Genomic DNA, 17,104 nt, shown 5'->3' with positions numbered 1-17,104 from the left:
CATGGGATGAATGGCGTTAGGTTTACAACATATATATTTTACTTAAATACTATCATTTAAAATATATGCTATAATACATATATAGGAAATCCTATTTCCGAGTCTATGAAAGGAGAAAATCGTATGTATCTTACTGTAAAACAACAAGTGAAACATCTGTCCAAGGAAGATTACATCACAATCAGGGAACTTTGTCATACGGCTAAGAATCTTGCTAATGAGGCAATCTATAATGTGCGTCAGCATTATTTTACAGAAGGTGAATTTCTCAAGTATGAGAAGAATTACACTCTTTTAAAGAATAGCCCTAATTATAAGGCCTTAAATTCCAATATGGCACAGCAGATACTGAAAGAGGTTGATGGCTCGTTTAAATCATTTTTTGGTCTGCTTAAACTTGTCAAGCAGGGAAAATATGCTTTTACGGATTGTAAACTGCCACATTATCTTCCAAAAGATGGATACACAACACTGATCATTGGTTTTGTAAGACTTAAGGGTAATCAGCTGATACTTCCGTTTTCCAATAGTTTTAAGAAAACGCATAAGTCTGTTGAAATTACGATACCACCCATACTTCTTGATAAGACGATAAAAGAGATACGCATTATACCGAAAGCGAATGCAAGGTTCTTTGAAATCCAGTATATATATGAAGCTGAATGTATTCAAAGAAATCTAAACACGAACAACGCACTTGCACTTGACCTAGGTATCAACAATCTTGTAACAGCTGTATCAAATAGTGGTCAATCGTTCATTATTGACGGGAAAAGACTGAAATCGATCAATCAGTGGTTCAATAAAGAAAATGCCCGTTTGCAATCGATAAAAGATAAACAGCATTTTAGTAGAAAGCCTACAAATAGACAAAAAGCAGTTGCTCGTAATCGCAACAATAAGGTGAACGACTATATGAATAAAACTGTTCGTAGGGTGATAGATTATTGTATCATCAATAATATAGGTACGCTTGTTGTTGGTTACAATGAGACTTTTCAACATAACAGTCATATTGGAAAGCAAAACAATCAAAATTTTGTAAATATCCCTTATGGACAGTTGCGTAACAAATTGGAATATCTTTGCAAACTAAATGACATTGTTTTTGTAAAACAGGAAGAATCCTATACATCGAAATCATCTTTTTGGGATAGAGACGATCTCCCTGTTTACAATGCCGATAATCCAAAAGAGTATCCGTTTAGTGGCAGAAGATTACATCGTGGTCTATACAAAACGGCAAGTGGTAAAACAATCAATGCAGATGTTAACGGAGCATTAAATATCATGCGTAAAAGTAGTGTTGTGGATATGAATATCCTATACAGTAGAGGCGAAGTGGACACGCCGATAAGAATAAGGATTGCCTAATTACTTAGGTGGAAACTTAAATATCAAACTTCTTAAATAGAGCTGTTAGGCTCTTAGAAGCCCATTACCTTTAGGTGATGGGTAGTTCACTACAGCTAATAAGAGCATAAAAGTAAGTTAATCTTTGAATATTTTATCAAAAATATTATAGGTAGCATTGCAGATAATATAGGGGAGTATTTAATAACGCTTGGGAACAACATAAGGTTCGAGAAGTCGCAGATAGATATGATAATCTTCGCATTCCTGTGGCTGCAAATCTTCGTATTTCTGGCTCGACTCCTTATTATGGAGCAAACGGAATACAAGATTATGTTGACGGTTATACTCACGAAGGCGAGTTTGTTCTTGTTGCTGAGGACGGGGCGAATGACCTCAAAAACTATCCCGTAAAGTGTGTAAAAGGGCGTATTTGGGTGAACAACCACGCCCATGTGCTGCAAAGCAAGAATGAAATTGCAGACAACAAGTTTCTCGCATTTGCTATCAGTCAAGCAGATATTGAAGCATTACTGGTTGGCGGGGGTCGTGCCAAGTTGAATGCAGAAACACTTATGGAAATTAATATGCTTTTACCTAAAAAACAAGAACAGGTGTCGATAGGCAACTATTTTACCAATCTCGACCACCTCATATCCCTTCATCAGCGTAAGCATTTTAGCATTGTAATGTTGAATACAATAATACAGATAATTGAAATTATATGCCTTTGTTGCTTTTCTTTATTCTATGGAGTAGATTATAATTATAAAATGGTTAGAAATTATTGCTGTCAGGAGGGCATGGGTGTGAAGTTTGAAAAAGAAGCAGATTTTGAGGAGGCCGTGATTGACTTATTGCTAAAATATGGTTGGAGCAATGGCAATGAGACGGGAAGTCGTGAGAAGAATGTCATTAAGTATCCAACAGAGGAAGATTTAATTCAAAATTGGGCGGACATTCTGTATAAGAATAATAGTGAGAGGTCAAGGCTCAATGGTGTGAAGCTTAATAAAGATGAGATGCAACAAATTATTGATCAGATTAAGATAGCCACACCATATGCTATTAATGGAATCATTAAGGGCAAGAGTGTAACCATTAAGAGGACAAATGAAGAAGATAGAGAGAATTTTGGAAAAGAAATTAGTTTGAATATTTATGATCCCAAAAAGGTAAGAGCTGGGGAGAGTAGATATCAAGTTGTTCAACAGCCAAAGTTTAGTCGAAAACATTCAAAATTACAGGATCGGCGTGGGGATTTGATGCTGTTAATCAATGGAATGCCAGTAATTCACATTGAATTAAAGCGATCGGGTGGGAATGTTGAAGAGGCAAGGGGACAGATTTCAAAGTATTGTGAGGAAAATATATTTGAAGGTATTTTTTCACTGGTGCAAATCTTTGTGGCCATGACTCCAGAAGACGCGATTTATTTTGCAAATCCTAGTTCAGGAAAGGCAGTCAATCCAGATTTTTGTTTTCATTGGGCGGATATAGAAAATAATCAAATTAGGGATTGGCAAGAAGTGGTAAAACATTTATTGAGTATTCCTATGGCTCATGAGTTGATTGGTTGGTATACGATTGCAGATGACAATGATTGTGTGTTAAAGGTTATGCGAAGCTATCAATATTATGCAGTGCACAAAATTTATGAAAAGACAAGAGAGCATGATTGGGATAGCAAGGATGGACAGGGGGGATATGTATGGCATACCACTGGTTCAGGAAAGACCATGACTTCATTTAAGGCAGCAGAGTTAATTGCGAGAGATAAATTGGCAGATAAAGTTATTTTTTTGATGGACCGCATTGAGTTGGGCACACAGTCATTTCGAGAGTACACGGCATTTGCAGATGAAGATATTGTGCAAGAGACAGGAAACTCAGGAGTTTTATTGTCGAAGATGAAGGGAAATCATCCAAAGGACTTGTTGATTGTGAGCTCAATTCAAAAAATGGATAGAGTGAGCGAGGAAGCAGTGAGCTTACGAAGAGAAAAGGAATTAGAGGAAATTCGAAAAAAGAGATTGGTTTTTATTTTTGATGAATGTCATCGGACGACAAATGGAGATATGTTTGCCAATATTCGCAAAGCATTTCCTAGGGCATTACTCTTTGGGTTTACGGGAACACCAATATTTGATGAGAATGCAAAGAGTTCCCTTTCGACAGCAGATATTTTTGGAGATAATCTTCATACCTATACGATTGCAGATGGCATTCGAGATGAAAATGTGTTGGGATTTGATCCGACAATGGTAAAAATTTATGCAGATGAGGACTTAAAAGAGGAATTGACAAAGGATGAGTGCAAGGCTAAAGACATGAATGAGATTCGCACTAATCCAAAAAAACTAGAAGTCTATCAAAAGTATCAAAATATGTCAGAGGTGGATATTGAAGCTAAGCTTCCCAAAGGGCAGTATGACAGCGATAACTATAGAGATGGGGTAATCAAGGACATCAAAGATCATTGGGATAGATTGAGCTTTGGTGGAAAATTTCATGCTATTTTTGCAACCAGCAGTATTCCTGCAGCCATTGACTACTATAGGCGATTTCGAAGACAATGGCCAGAGCTTAAAGTGACGAGTCTTTTTGATAAGAATCTTGATGATACAAAGGGCGAGCAGTCCATGGATAAGGAAAGAGGTCTTGTTGAGATTTTGGAAGGTTATCAACACCAATTTGGCCCAGACTTTGATATTGCAAGATGGCCAGAGTTTAAAAAGGATGTGACCAGACGACTGGCCCACAAGGAAAATTATTCTCAAGTAGAAAAAGAAAAGCAATTAGATTTATTGATTGTTGTCGATCAGTTACTCACAGGATTTGATTCCAAGTTTGTCAATACGCTCTATTTGGATAAGCTATTAGATTATCAAAATCTTATTCAGGCATTTTCGAGAACAAATCGAATTTATAATCGAAATGAAAAGCCCTTTGGTATTATTCGCTACTATCGAAGTCCGCATACAATGAAGAAAAATATGGATGATGCGTTTGCATTGTTTGCTAGGAAGAGGGAAGATGGCATTTTTGCCAATAAACTACCGTCCAATGTAGAGAATATGAATCAGATTTTTGAGCAAATTCAGGACATCTTTGTGGCAAATGGAATTTTGGATATGTCAAGACTTCCAGAGGATGAGAGCACACAGGCAAGGATTGCTCAATTGACAAGAAAGTTTCAAGAAAGTTATACTTCGGCAAGATTGCAAGGTTTTGATTGGAATAAAGTCGTTGTTTCTGATGAGATTGGAAAAGATGGCATTGAGGTTAAGGTGACAGAGAAAGAGTATCTGACACTGTTGATGCGTTGCAATGAGATGGCAAAGCGGGGAAAAGAAAGAAATCGTGCGGGAGCCTTTGCTTATGATATTGGTGTGAATTTATCAGCCATTCAGAACGAAAAAATTACGGCTGAGTATCTGGATAGGAAATTTAAAATCTGGACGGATTATCGAAATGGAAAAAATCCAATCAAGGAAAGGGAGGAAGAGCTTCTCAAGGAGCTAGAGAAGAATTTATCTACCTTGTCGGAGGATGATCAAAACTTAGCTAGAGAAATTATTCGCGATATTGAGACAGGAAGGTTAGAAGTTGAAGAAGGAAAGACTTTTCGAGATTATATTGCGAGCTACGGCGAAAGTAGGAAAAATAGAGAAATTCGAGATCCGGTAGAGAAGTTGGGTGTGGATGAAGAAAAACTTAGAGATTTGGTAATGAATAAGCCAAAATATTATAAAGAAGGGGGACGAGCAGTTGCATTGGAAAACAGTATTGATGATAAACTGGCAAGAAAATATTATCAGCGAGTACACCATAGGGAAGGTACGAACTTGCAGGCAATTCGTTATGCAAAAAAAGTATTAAAGGAATTTATTATGTACGATCATCCCATTCCATTTGGCGAGGAGGAAGAAAAATAAAGAAATTGCTCTGTCAGTGTGTGGGATGGAGGAGTATGGATAAGAAGACCGATTTATTTTTGAACTACTATGCACAGTGGATAAAGATTTATAAAGAGGGAGCAATTCGTGAGATTACAATGGAAAAGTATCGAATGACACAGCAGTGGATTGCTCGCCTTATTCCAGATGTAAAGGTTTGTGAGATGACAAGGATCGTCTATCAGCAACTGATCAATGACTATGCAAAGTTTCACGAGCGTCAGACGACAATGGACTTTCACCATCAGGTGAAGGGAGCAATTTTGGACGCATTGGATGATGGCCTCATTGAGAGAGATCCGACAAGAAAGGTGATTATCAAGGGGAAAGAGCCGAGAAAGAAGAAGAAAAAATTCTTAAATCAATTTGAGTTGCACAAATTGTTGGAGAGTTTAAAGCTTGGCGACAAGGTGAACTGGGATTATTTTATTTTGTTGGTGGCCAAAACAGGAATGCGTTTTTCAGAGGCACTGGCACTGACACCAAGTGATTTTGACTTTGCCCATCAGACAGTGGAGATTTCAAAGACTTGGGACTATAAGTCTAATAGAGGATTTATGCCGACGAAAAATAAGTCTTCTATGCGAAAAATCCAAATTGATTGGCAGACCGTGATGCAATTTTCTGGACTCTTGAAGGATAGGCCAAGGGATAAACCATTTTTTATTCCGGCAAAAAAGGACGGTAGCTATATTCCGATCTATAATGCTACCGTCAATACCATCTTGGAAAGATACTGCAAAAAGCTTGGTATACCAGAGATTTCCATTCATGGGCTGAGACATACCCATGCCTCTATTTTGTTGTTTGCAGGTGTCTCCATTGGAAGTGTGGCGAGGCGATTGGGACATGCCAGCATGAATACAACGCAAAAGACTTATTTACATATTATTCACGAGTTGGAAAATCAAGATATTGATTTAGTGATGCGATCTTTGGCAAACTTGTTGTAGGAATGAAAATATCATCAGTAATCGTCGTAACAAATAGATAATGTGATAACGCACTGGCAGAGATAAAATTGTGAAAGAGATATAAAATAAATCTAAACTCCATTGACAACTAGCACTCATTGTGATAGAGTGCTAATGTATCGATAAATAATGGAGGATAAGATGTGGAGAAAAAGCCAAGAGATCCACGCAAGATGTTTGCGTACTACTATATCATTGCCTTAGTGATTGTGATGGTCTTTAATTTCCTTGCCATTCCTTTTTTAAAGGAGAGACAGGTGAAACTGGTCGACTATGGAACATTTATGACCATGACGGACAATCACCAGATTGGCAAAGTGGATATTCAAAGCAATCAGATTGTATTTCAAGACAAAGATGGGAAACAATTGTATAAGACAGGAATTGTGGCGGATGATAAGCTTACAGAAAGGCTTCACGCGGCAGGAGTCCAATTTTCCAGTGAGATTATTCGAAAGGAATCACCGCTTCTAAATTTCTTTTGGACATGGTTAGTCCCTATGATGATCTTTTACTGGTTGTGGAGCAGATTGAACAAAAGAATCAACAATAAGTCCAACGAGGATTCCATGAGCTTTGGCGGTTTTGGTGGTTTTGGCGGACTGGGCGGTTTTGGCGGAATGGGAAAATCCAATGCAAAAATTTATGTAAAGTCATCGGAGGGCATTAAGTTTAGTGATGTCGCTGGTGAGGATGAGGCAAAGGAAAATCTCACCGAGATTGTGGATTACCTGCACAATCCGACAAAATATAAAGAGATTGGTGCATCAATGCCAAAGGGAATTTTGCTTGTGGGACCACCGGGAACAGGTAAAACGATGCTGGCAAAGGCAGTAGCGGGTGAGGCGAATGTGCCCTTCTTTTCGATGTCAGGTTCAGAGTTTGTGGAGATGTTTGTTGGAATGGGTGCATCGAAAGTTAGAGATTTATTTCGTCAGGCAAAGGAAAAGGCTCCTTGTATTGTATTCATTGATGAAATTGACGCCATTGGAAAGAAAAGAGATGGTCAGATTGGTGGCAATGATGAGAGGGAGCAGACACTCAACCAATTGTTGACGGAGATGGATGGCTTTGAAGGAAATTCTGGAGTTATGATTTTGGCAGCAACAAACCGCCCTGAATCTCTTGATCCAGCATTGACTCGCCCGGGAAGATTTGATCGAAGAGTTCCCGTGGAGTTGCCAGATTTGCAGGGAAGGGAAGAGATTTTAAAGGTACATGCAAAGAAGGTCAAGGTGGGTTCAGATGTGGACTTTAAGGTGATTGCAAGAATGGCCTCCGGTGCTTCGGGAGCAGAGCTTGCCAACATCGTCAATGAGGCGGCACTTCGAGCCGTTCGCGATGGTCGAAAGTTTGCTACACAGACCGATCTAGAGGAGAGTATTGAAGTTGTCATTGCAGGATATCAAAAGAAGAATTCCATTTTGACCGACAGCGAGAAGTGGAGAGTGAGCTACCATGAAGTGGGGCACGCCCTTGTGGCCGCAAAACAAAGTAATACGGCACCAGTACAAAAGATTACAATTATTCCAAGAACTTCAGGTGCACTGGGTTATACTTTGCAGGTGGAAGAGGGCAATCACTATTTGATGACAAAGAAGGAGCTTGAAAATCGCATTGCGACACTGACAGGCGGAAGGGCTGCGGAGGAAGTGGTCTTTGGTGATTCCTCCACCGGAGCGTCCAATGACATTGAGCAGGCAACAAAGCTGGCAAGGGCGATGATTACTCGCTATGGTATGAGCAAAGACTTTGATATGGTGGCCTTGGAGACAGTGAGCAATAAATACCTTGGTGGGGATACCTCTCTCGCAGCCGCAGAGTCAACGGCAGCGAAGATTGATGAGCAGGTCGTTGAACTTGTAAAAAAACAGCATGAAAAGGCAGCATCTATTCTTTTAGAAAATCGAGAGAAGCTAGAAGAAATTGCAAGATTTTTGTATGAAAAGGAAACCATTACAGGAGATGAGTTTATGCAGATCTTAAATGGTTAAGATAGGCAAGGGGAAATGGTAAAAAGGTGAAAGAAAATGAAGTTTTATTCGTATGAGTATTTGGTTGGTCAGGTACACGCCTTTAGTTGGCTAAAGGCTGTAGTTGCGGCGATTGTTTTGATTGGCGTAATTGTGGCTATTGTGCGTCATAACAAGGATCGCTATGAGACAAAGTATCGGGAGTTAATCATCCTTGGAATTATTGTTATTTTATTGATTGTGGGAACAACCTTCGGGGACTATCGCTCCTCGGTGGTTGTGCTTGACCAGAAGCAGGCGGCAATTCATTTTGTAGAAAATGCAGCTGAGCAGTTGGGAACAGACAAAAGCCATATTTATATCAATACAGAAACTTCCGTTGATGGGGCAATTATTAAGGTTGACGATCATTTTTATCGAGTGATTAAAGGATCGGGAGATAAGTATCTCTTTGAAAAGCTTGACTTATATCAACCAGATGTAGAATTAGTGGAGGCAAAGTAATGGTGAATTTATCGTATATTCAGATTTTAATTAAGTTGGCATTGGGAATGCTTTCTTTAATTTTGGTAATCAATATTTCGGGAAAGGGCAATCTTGCACCGACTTCTGCGGCTGATCAAATACAAAATTATGTGCTCGGTGGAATAATTGGCGGTGTTATCTATAATCCAGCGATTACGATATTGCAATTTTTTATTATTTTATTGATATGGTTTTTGTTGGTTATCGGTTTAAAGTGGCTAAAGACAAATAATAATACCGTGAAGAAGTATCTCGACGGAGAGGCCGTGACTTTGATTAAAAATGGAAAACTTGATGTCGAGGCTTGCCGAAAAGCGGGATATAGTGGACATGATATTTCCTTTAAGTTGAGAAGTCAAGGAGTTTATACCATTAGTAAAGTCAAGAGAGCTGATCTTGAGCAGAATGGTCAATTGATTATTGTTTTGTATGGCGAAGAAAATCCAAAGTATCCATTAATTACCGATGGCGTTATTCGCATTCCGACATTGGAATCATTAGATAAGGATGAGAAGTGGCTCCTTGAGAAATTAAGGGAGCAAGGATGTAATGATGTGGGAGATGTCTTCCTTGCTGAGTATGAAAAGGGCAAGGTGAATATTATTCGCTATAATTAGTTAAATATTTGGGATAGAAGGACTAGAAAAGTTTTAGGCGGAGGATATTTCCTCCGCCTATTTTGAGCAATTTATTGGTTTAAATCATGTGTGACTTGTAAAGTCTTTGTTTGTCTTGAGATTAGTAATTCTCAGCTCTTACCTCAAAGAATGCCTGTGGATGATGGCAAACAGGGCAAACCTCTGGAGCCTCTGTACCAACTACGATGTGACCACAATTGCGGCACTCCCAGATAGTAACGCCGGCCTTCTTAAATACTTCAAGATCCTGAATGTTTTGTAAGAGCTTTCTGTATCTTTCCTCGTGCATCTTCTCGATAGCTGCAACGCCTGCGAATTGATCTGCGAGCTCATCAAATCCCTCTTCTCTTGCGTCCTTTTCCATCTGAACATACATATCGGTCCACTCGAAGTTCTCGCCTTCAGCAGCAGCTTTTAAGTTATCTGCCGTGTTGTTGCTCACGCCATTGAGTGCCTTGAACCACAACTTTGCGTGCTCTCTCTCGTTTGCGGCAGTGTGTAAAAAGATCTCAGCAATCTGCTCGTAACCATTCTTCTTTGCAACAGATGCAAAGTAAGTATACTTATTGGTTGCCTGTGACTCGCCAGCAAATGCAGCCTGAAGGTTCTTCTCTGTCTTTGTACCTGCGTACTTATTTTTTGGAGCACCATCTTCCTTTACTTCTTCAAAACAATTGGTCTTCTTGCAAAGAGGGCAAACTTCTGGAGCTGAGTCACCCTCATGGATGTAACCGCAAACTTTACATTTATACTTTGCCATAAAAATTTCCTCCTACTTTTTCTTTATAAGCTTTACATATTGAATTTTCCTTGAAACAATTAATATAATAGTATATAATCTAAGATAAATATAGCAATAAAGTTTTAAAATATAAAAAAATCGTATTTATAGGGGGAAGATAATGATAAACACTAGCACATTACAGGGAGATTCCAAGAGTATTCACTATAATACAAAGGATATTCCACTCTATATTCGTCATGAGAAGTTGTCGTATCGATTAAATTCCCAGACAATGCCACATTGGCATGAGGATATTGAACTTTTACAAATTATTCATGGAAATATGTGTTGTATGATTGACAATGAGAGAGTATTCTTACATGAGGGGGATTGTCTGATTATTACAGCTTTGCAAATGCATTATTGTTTTAATGATACAAAGGACGACTGTACCTACAATCGAATCTTGTTTCATCCAGAGTTATTGACAAGAAATAAGAAGATTGTCGATGAGGTCATTGATCCTGTTCTCTCAAGTGATCAAATCAAGTACTTTTATTTGATGGCGGGAGATACACACACAAAGCAAATCAATTCCTTAATTGAGCGAATGGTAGATATTCATGAGGAGGATAAGGTTTCTCAAGAGTTAGAGATTATTGGATATTTACATATTATATTTGCTCGGTTATTTAATGCAGATGATAGGATTCGCATGGTGGCTAAGACTAGGCTAGATCCAGACCTTCACGCACAGAGAGCGATGATTAGTTTTATTCATGAGCACTATGCGGAGAAGATTACACTTGAAGAAATTGCACTTTCTGGAAATGTCTGTCGGAGTAAATGCTGTTCTTTATTTAAGCAATTTATTCAAAAGACACCAATTCATTTTTTGAATTTATATCGATTGGAGGTGAGCAGAAATCTTTTGCGCAATACGACGGATACGGTATCGGCGATATCGCAATCCTGTGGTTTTGCCAATCAAAGTTATTTTAATAAGATGTTTTTAGAGGAATATGGGAGTACACCAGTGGAGTTTAGACAAAGAGAAAGGAATAGGAGTAAGGTATCCTAGAAGTAATCCATGAAAAAATTACTGGGACTAATCATAAAGGTAGTAGTAGCAGTTGTTGTGGCGATTTTTGCCATTATCAGTATTGTTGCTGGCAATATTGTAACCTTTGGTATGCATGACTATGCAAGAGAGGTAGATGTCATTATTGTTTTGGGGGCAGGGCTGACTTCGCATGGAAAGCCATCACCTGTATTTGCTGAGCGCATCAATCATGGTATTCGCTTATATCAGGAAGGATATGCCAAGAAATTAATGTTTACAGGGGGATTTGGTGAGGGGAGTCATATGTCAGATTCACAATCGGCAAAAAATTATGCGATTGCTCACGGTGTCGCTGAGGAAGACATTTTGCTTGAGGAAAGATCAAAGATTACAGAAGAAAACCTGTATTATGCCCATCAAGTGATGCAGGAAGAGGGAATGCAGACGGCACTTTTGGTGAGTGATCCGCTCCATATGAAGCGAGCAGTGGCTATGGCAAAAGATCTGGGAATGGAGGTCTACTCATCTCCAACAAAGACGACTCGCTATGTTTCCCTGCGCACACAATTGCCATTTTTGGCAAAGGAGACGGTGTATTATATAGGATATTGTGTATTTCATTTTTTGGGAAGGGGAGCGGTGATACCGCTAAGTTATTGATATGGCCAAGTTAGAGAAGGAAAAAGATGTAAAGATAAAAATTAAGAGTGTAGTCAATGGAGAAGAAAATGAATGGAAAGGAGAGGGCGAATACGCCAAAAGTGAGGGCATACATATGATTGCCTACAACGACTACACAGGAAATCGTGTGACAAAAAATGGCATGCACATCGATGTCGACAAATTGTTTTTGCACCGTGTAGGTGGTGTGACCTCAGATATGCTCTTTGATGTGTTGGCAGATTCCATTGTCTCCTATAGCACTTTTTTGGTGAGCACAAATTTTTTGTTGCACACAAAATGCTATGAGGTTGATGAGGATGAGAATGGCCTTCGTGTGCATATTGAATATGTACTCCATGATGCTAGTGGTCAGACGGGTGGTGAATTGGAGGGCGTGCAGGATATTGAGATTCTTTATGTATAATCCTTAGATGTAGTTCATATAAGAGAAAAGACCAGCCACAGGAAAGCGGCTGGTCTTTTTGACTTTTCTCTAAAATGTAATTACAAAATTACAGAGAAGAAAGCTGTGAAAAAGCCTTGAAAAAGCTTGGATATAACTTTTCGGCCATACCACTAAAGAGCTTTTGCAGGTCTTCTTGTGAGTAATCGCTGATATCGGTTGGAGCAATGCTAGGAGCAGAAACATCAGCACCATCTGTGACATTAAAATGTAGGTTGATGCCATCGATACCACTGCTGCCCGTTGTGCTAGAGATATCGTTGAGGTTGAGTGCATACTCTGTTCCGCCATTGGCACCAGGACCAATAGTCAAGTTTGCACTTGTCTTTGCAGCATTCTCTTCCTGAATGCTGTAGGATCCATAGGCAAGAAGGGCATCCTTTTTCGAAGTATCGACATCATAGCTAAACTTGATCGACTGGTGTTCTACATTTGCTGTCAAGTCACCTGTTACCTTATTGCCATCTTTTTTCACAGAATTAGAGATACCTTGATCCTTGTCTGTGCTCACATAGTAAGCTGAAGTTGTAGTGTTGTCCGCCTGCTTAATTTCATAGACAAAATCAGAAACCTTCTCTGTACCGATGCGAATCTGCTTTACTTGATTTTTCTCTACAGCTACAGTCCAATGGAAACCATTGTCGGCCATTGTCTTTGAGGTAGAAGCTGCATTATCACGGATTTTCTTTGCCAGAGCTTGCAATGTCTTTGCTGGATCTTTTCCGTCATCGTCTGTGACACCAAGCTGTTGGTTGAGTTGCTGCAATGAGCTTGCATCATAATTGTACTTTTTTAAGAAGTCAACGAGCTTTGTATCCTTTTCCAATGTGTCAGCAAGTGTATTTAATGTCTTTTCGATTTCTTGCTGGGTTGGCTTAAAGCTGTAAGTATCACCAGTAAATTTGTCAGCCAAATAGTCCTGGCTCACTTCCTTGTTCTTTTCAACAACAATCTTTGAGCCCTTGACGGCATTGGCGAAGATATCCATATATGGCTTCATCAGATCTTCGAGTTCTTTCTCAGAGAGAGTACGATTGCCTTGGAGAGAGAAGTTGGTATCTTCATTGTAAAGGTTCTTGTACAGCTTGTTGAGATCAAAGGTGTAATACTTTTCGTCAGCTGCTGGGATGTAGAAACCAATCAAATTTTGAGATGCATCGACGGTTGTTGTCATATCCAGTAGGTCTGAACCCATAAGATGTAAATTCATGCCCATCACGGCATTTTTTTCATCGCCCTTCATTTTCATTGTGATGGAAGAATCTTTTAGTGCAGAATTGAAAGAAGTGGCAGCACTAGAGTTGCCAGTGACATCTGCGGTGATGGTGACCGTTTTATCTACAGTTTTTGCCGTGGCCGCAGATCCTATAAATTGGTTAAGGAAGTCTGTCTTTTCCTTGAGTACTTGCTGATTATATTGCAAGAACTTTGAGTTTGCAGATCCTCCACCACCCATACCATTGAGTGCAAATGCTGTTCCGCCACCAATCACAACCACTGCTGCGGCAATACCAACACCAATAGCTACATTTTTTTTCATAAATAAACCCCCTTTATTATAAAACAAACAATTGTTCACTAGTTATTATAGCATAAGAGAGAGGGGATAATATATAAATTTTTGTTTAATTTTAAGGTAGAAAAAGTTAAAGAAATAGAGACTTTCGAACATTATCAATGTAAAATTCGAAAGTCTCTATTCATCAATTTTTAGATTACCGCTGTGATTGCTGCGATAAGACCAAAAATAATGCCAGGAGTGTTTGCAGCCGCCACAGGGTAGTCACGATTCTTCTTTGTGAGAGAATAAATTACCCAAATAGTACAGTTGACAGCAGCAGCTAGAGGCTGAATTGGTGTTCCCTTCATCCCATGTAAGTTGTTAATGATCTGTGGAACATAGGACACATACATAATCACAGATAGCAATGTTCCTATCCAACCCAAGATAGCAGATTGTTTTTCTGACATAAATACACCTCCTTGCATAAAATTGAACCTATTGGAACAGGGCTATTCTATCACAAGTCAGTGGAAAATATAAGAGAAAAGTTTGATTATTCCTCGGCTTTTTCATCAAAAATCTCCGCCATTGTTCTCCAGCCAAGGACAGCACATTTAACACGAGCAGGCATGTGGGAGATATCTTTGAGAGCACCTGCTTCATCGAGTTCTTCGATTTCTTCTTCTGTGGCGGTGCCCTTGATCATACGCATAAACATATCAAAGAGGCGAAGAGCCTCTTCTTTGGTTTGACCAATGATCAGGTCAAGCATAATGTCCGCAGAAGCCTGGGAAATGGCACAGCCACTTCCAGTAAATCCACCATCGACAACGACATTATTTTCCACACGAAGGCTTAAGACAATGTCATCCCCACAGGAAGGATTTACGCCTTCGAGGGAGAAGTTTGCTCCCTCGATGGCTTTTTTATGTAAGGGACGGATATTGTGGTCCGTCAAAATTTCGTTATAAAAATTATTCGCCATAGCCCATCCTCTTTCTCAATGTGATTACTGATTCAACAAATCTACGAGCTTCTGCCTCGGTGTTATAGTAGGCAAAACTTGCACGTGCACTGGACATAATGCCAAGGTGAGTGAGGAGTGGCTGTGCACAGTGGTGACCTGCACGAATGGCGATATCATCAGAACTTAAAATCTCAGAGATATCATGTGGATGAACGCCGTCTACAGTAAAGCTAATGATGCCGTGATGCTCACTAGGGTCTTTTGAACCGAGGATATGAACATAAGGATATTTTTGTAATTTTTCCATCACTATTTTGGTGAGCATATCTTCACGCTGCATAATGGTTTCAAATCCGACACTTTCCATAAAGTCAATGGCGGCAGAAAGTCCCCTTGCACCTCCGGCATTGACGGTTCCTGCTTCAAATTTATGAGGTACCTCGGCAAATGTTGCCTTTTCCTTAGAAACTGTCTCGATCATTTCTCCGCCATAGAGAAATGGTGGCATCTTGTCAAGAAGTTCCATCTTTCCATAGAGTACACCAATGCCCATTGGAGCAAACATCTTATGTCCAGAGAAGACAAAAAAGTCAGCGTCAATGTCAGAGACATTGACTGGCATATGTGGAACACTTTGTGAGCCATCAACCACAATGACAGCTCCCTGCTCATGGGCAATCTTTGCAAATTCCTTGACCGGATTTTCTCTGCCCAAAACATTGGAAACTTGAGTGATGGCAACAAGCTTTGTATTTGGTGTGAGTGCAGCACGAAAGGCATCAATGCTGATTTCTCCGTCATTTGCACACTCTAAAAAATTGACCTTCGCTTTGGTTACCTTTCCCACTTGTTGCCAAGGAAGGAAATTGGAGTGGTGCTCTGTGATGCCCACTAAAATTTCATCACCCTCCTTTAAAAAATGCATGCCGTAGCTGTAGGCAATGAGATTTAAACTCTCCGAAGCATTGCGGGTAAATACAATTTCCTCTGCCTTTGGTGCGTGAATAAACTTGGCAACCTTTGCTCTTGCCTCTTCATAAATTTCTGTGGAACGAATGCTCAAATCATAGAGACCACGCATAGGATTGGCATTGTCGTGTTCGTAGTATTTGGCCACAGCGTCAATGACCGCCTGTGGCTTTTGTGATGTTGCACCATTATCTAAATAGGCTAGGGTTGAATTTTTAAGGAGAGGAAATGCATCGCGAAGTTCCCTTTCCTTACTGGTCAGATCAGTCCTCATCGGTATCGCCTCCAATATATTCTAAAACAGTATTTCTTGCCTGTACATCTTCAATTTTTTGTGCAATTTCTTCGATTCTTGCACGGGACATCAATTCATAGACTTCTTCTTGAGGAATTCCTCTTGATTTAATGTAGAATAATAAGTCTTCATTGAGGCGGCCCATGGTTGCACCGTGATTTCCCTCGACATCTTCTTCATCACACAAAATCACAGGAAGGCTCTTATTGACAACGCCATCGTCAATCATCAAAACATCTTCTTTTTCTGTGCCGACAGATTTGGACGCACCGCGCTGTAAGTCGATGGTTCCACGAAAGACTTTTTCGCTCTGATCACGCAATACACCATTGACTTGAATGTCACAGCTAGAGGCAATGCCCTTGTGCTCAACGACATAGTTGATATCTAATTTTTGGCTATTCTTTAAGGTGTAACCAAGGCTGGCATCAAAATTAGCACCTTCGCCAGCAAGAATGACCTTACATCCATCAAAGGATTTTTCGCCATTTAAGATAAGCTGAATTAAGTGTAAATCTGCGTGTTCAGAAAGATCAGCACCAAAATCATTGATAAAGGTAATCTTTTGATCAATTCTTTGCATTTGTACAAGTTTAATTTTGGCCCCCTTTTTTGCACGAATTTTGGTTTGAACCGCAAGAAATTGTGCATTCTCCGTTGCTGTGTAGTCCATAATCAAAGTTGCCTGTGTATTTTCTTCTGCAAGCAATTCAATCGCTACAGCACTTTGTGTAGGTTCAGCAACAAAGGAGAGGCGAAGGGGATCATTGGCCTTTGTTTCCTTAGAAAGGACGAAGGCGTGAGTGGTGATATTGCGACTTTCCATCCAATCTTTAAATTCTGCACCTGCACCAGTGGCGATATCAGAAAGAGAAGAGGAATGATTATAAGAAAATTCCTCAGGGCACACAATATCGACTTTGGTGCTTTCAACCTCATCGGGGCAATTTACTCGCCCCTCATTTATTTTTAATCTATGCCAAGTAATCGAAGGCAGGCGATTAATTATTATTTCTTTATTTTCCATCATCATT

15 protein-coding genes and 1 pseudogene are annotated in these 17,104 nt (G+C 39.6%); 10 read left to right on the top strand and 6 right to left on the bottom strand.

Features of this window, described 5'->3' with window-relative positions:
* The first annotated feature begins 123 nt into the window (after window positions 1–123).
* The 7 genes and pseudogenes from J5A74_02025 (at window position 124) to J5A74_01995 (ending at window position 9,401) form a co-directional block, all read left to right on the top strand.
* Entirely contained in the window at window positions 124–1,374 is a 1,251-nt protein-coding gene (locus tag J5A74_02025) for a transposase (protein QUI96792.1), read from the top strand.
* A gap of 188 nt (window positions 1,375–1,562) precedes the next feature.
* Window positions 1,563–2,027 (top strand): annotated as a pseudogene (locus J5A74_02020) (restriction endonuclease subunit S).
* A 129-nt stretch (window positions 2,028–2,156) separates the two neighbouring features.
* The gene (locus J5A74_02015) at window positions 2,157–5,291 is read left to right on the top strand and encodes an HsdR family type I site-specific deoxyribonuclease (protein ID QUI96791.1); all 3,135 of its coding nucleotides are present in this window, start codon (window positions 2,157–2,159) and stop codon (window positions 5,289–5,291) included.
* Between the two features lie 35 nt (window positions 5,292–5,326).
* The gene (locus tag J5A74_02010) at window positions 5,327–6,265 is read left to right on the top strand and encodes a site-specific integrase (protein QUI96148.1); all 939 of its coding nucleotides are present in this window, start codon (window positions 5,327–5,329) and stop codon (window positions 6,263–6,265) included.
* Window positions 6,266–6,459: 194 nt separating this feature from the next.
* On the top strand, window positions 6,460–8,280 hold the full coding sequence (gene ftsH / locus J5A74_02005) for an ATP-dependent zinc metalloprotease FtsH (protein ID QUI96790.1): 1,821 nt from the start codon (window positions 6,460–6,462) through the stop codon (window positions 8,278–8,280).
* Between the two features lie 36 nt (window positions 8,281–8,316).
* Entirely contained in the window at window positions 8,317–8,763 is a 447-nt protein-coding gene (locus J5A74_02000; protein ID QUI96147.1) for a DUF3290 family protein, read from the top strand.
* Window positions 8,764–8,765: 2 nt separating this feature from the next.
* Window positions 8,766–9,401 carry a DUF421 domain-containing protein gene (locus tag J5A74_01995; GenBank protein ID QUI96789.1) on the top strand — a complete coding sequence of 212 codons (636 nt, stop codon included), beginning with the start codon at window positions 8,766–8,768 and terminating at the stop codon, window positions 9,399–9,401.
* 121 nt (window positions 9,402–9,522) lie between these two features.
* Here the strand turns inward: J5A74_01995 and J5A74_01990 are convergent, their stop codons facing one another.
* Window positions 9,523–10,182, bottom strand: a complete 660-nt coding sequence (locus J5A74_01990) for a rubrerythrin family protein (GenBank protein ID QUI96146.1) — start codon at window positions 10,180–10,182, stop codon at window positions 9,523–9,525.
* Window positions 10,183–10,324: 142 nt separating this feature from the next.
* Between J5A74_01990 and J5A74_01985 the strand changes: the two genes are divergently transcribed.
* From J5A74_01985 to J5A74_01975, 3 genes are read left to right on the top strand one after another with little or no spacing between them, the layout of a single operon-like run.
* Window positions 10,325–11,227, top strand: a complete 903-nt coding sequence (locus J5A74_01985; GenBank protein ID QUI96145.1) for a helix-turn-helix transcriptional regulator — start codon at window positions 10,325–10,327, stop codon at window positions 11,225–11,227.
* Window positions 11,228–11,236: 9 nt separating this feature from the next.
* A complete protein-coding gene (locus tag J5A74_01980; GenBank protein QUI96144.1) occupies window positions 11,237–11,869 on the top strand; it encodes a YdcF family protein in 633 nt (210 codons plus the stop codon).
* A 1-nt stretch (window position 11,870) separates the two neighbouring features.
* Window positions 11,871–12,296, top strand: a complete 426-nt coding sequence (locus J5A74_01975; protein ID QUI96143.1) for a DUF1934 domain-containing protein — start codon at window positions 11,871–11,873, stop codon at window positions 12,294–12,296.
* Between the two features lie 88 nt (window positions 12,297–12,384).
* On the opposite strand, the gene J5A74_01970 is transcribed toward J5A74_01975, so the two are convergent.
* The 5 genes from J5A74_01970 to J5A74_01950 form a co-directional block, all read right to left on the bottom strand.
* Entirely contained in the window at window positions 12,385–13,875 is a 1,491-nt protein-coding gene (locus tag J5A74_01970) for a hypothetical protein (protein QUI96142.1), read from the bottom strand.
* Window positions 13,876–14,045: 170 nt separating this feature from the next.
* Window positions 14,046–14,306 carry a hypothetical protein gene (locus J5A74_01965; protein QUI96141.1) on the bottom strand — a complete coding sequence of 87 codons (261 nt, stop codon included), beginning with the start codon at window positions 14,304–14,306 and terminating at the stop codon, window positions 14,046–14,048.
* An 86-nt stretch (window positions 14,307–14,392) separates the two neighbouring features.
* Window positions 14,393–14,824, bottom strand: a complete 432-nt coding sequence (locus tag J5A74_01960; protein QUI96140.1) for an SUF system NifU family Fe-S cluster assembly protein — start codon at window positions 14,822–14,824, stop codon at window positions 14,393–14,395.
* Window positions 14,814–16,049: a SufS family cysteine desulfurase gene (locus tag J5A74_01955; protein QUI96139.1), complete on the bottom strand. Its 1,236-nt coding sequence runs from the start codon at window positions 16,047–16,049 to the stop codon at window positions 14,814–14,816. The genes J5A74_01960 and J5A74_01955 overlap by 11 nt, the downstream gene beginning before the upstream one ends.
* A complete protein-coding gene (locus J5A74_01950; protein ID QUI96138.1) occupies window positions 16,039–17,100 on the bottom strand; it encodes a SufD family Fe-S cluster assembly protein in 1,062 nt (353 codons plus the stop codon). The genes J5A74_01955 and J5A74_01950 overlap by 11 nt, the downstream gene beginning before the upstream one ends.
* Window positions 17,101–17,104 lie beyond the last annotated feature (4 nt).

It is taken from the genome of Lachnospiraceae bacterium oral taxon 096 (assembly GCA_018141845.1).
Lineage (GTDB): Bacteria > Bacillota > Clostridia > Lachnospirales > Lachnospiraceae > F0428.
This window is presented reverse-complemented; position numbering and strand designations above follow the sequence as displayed.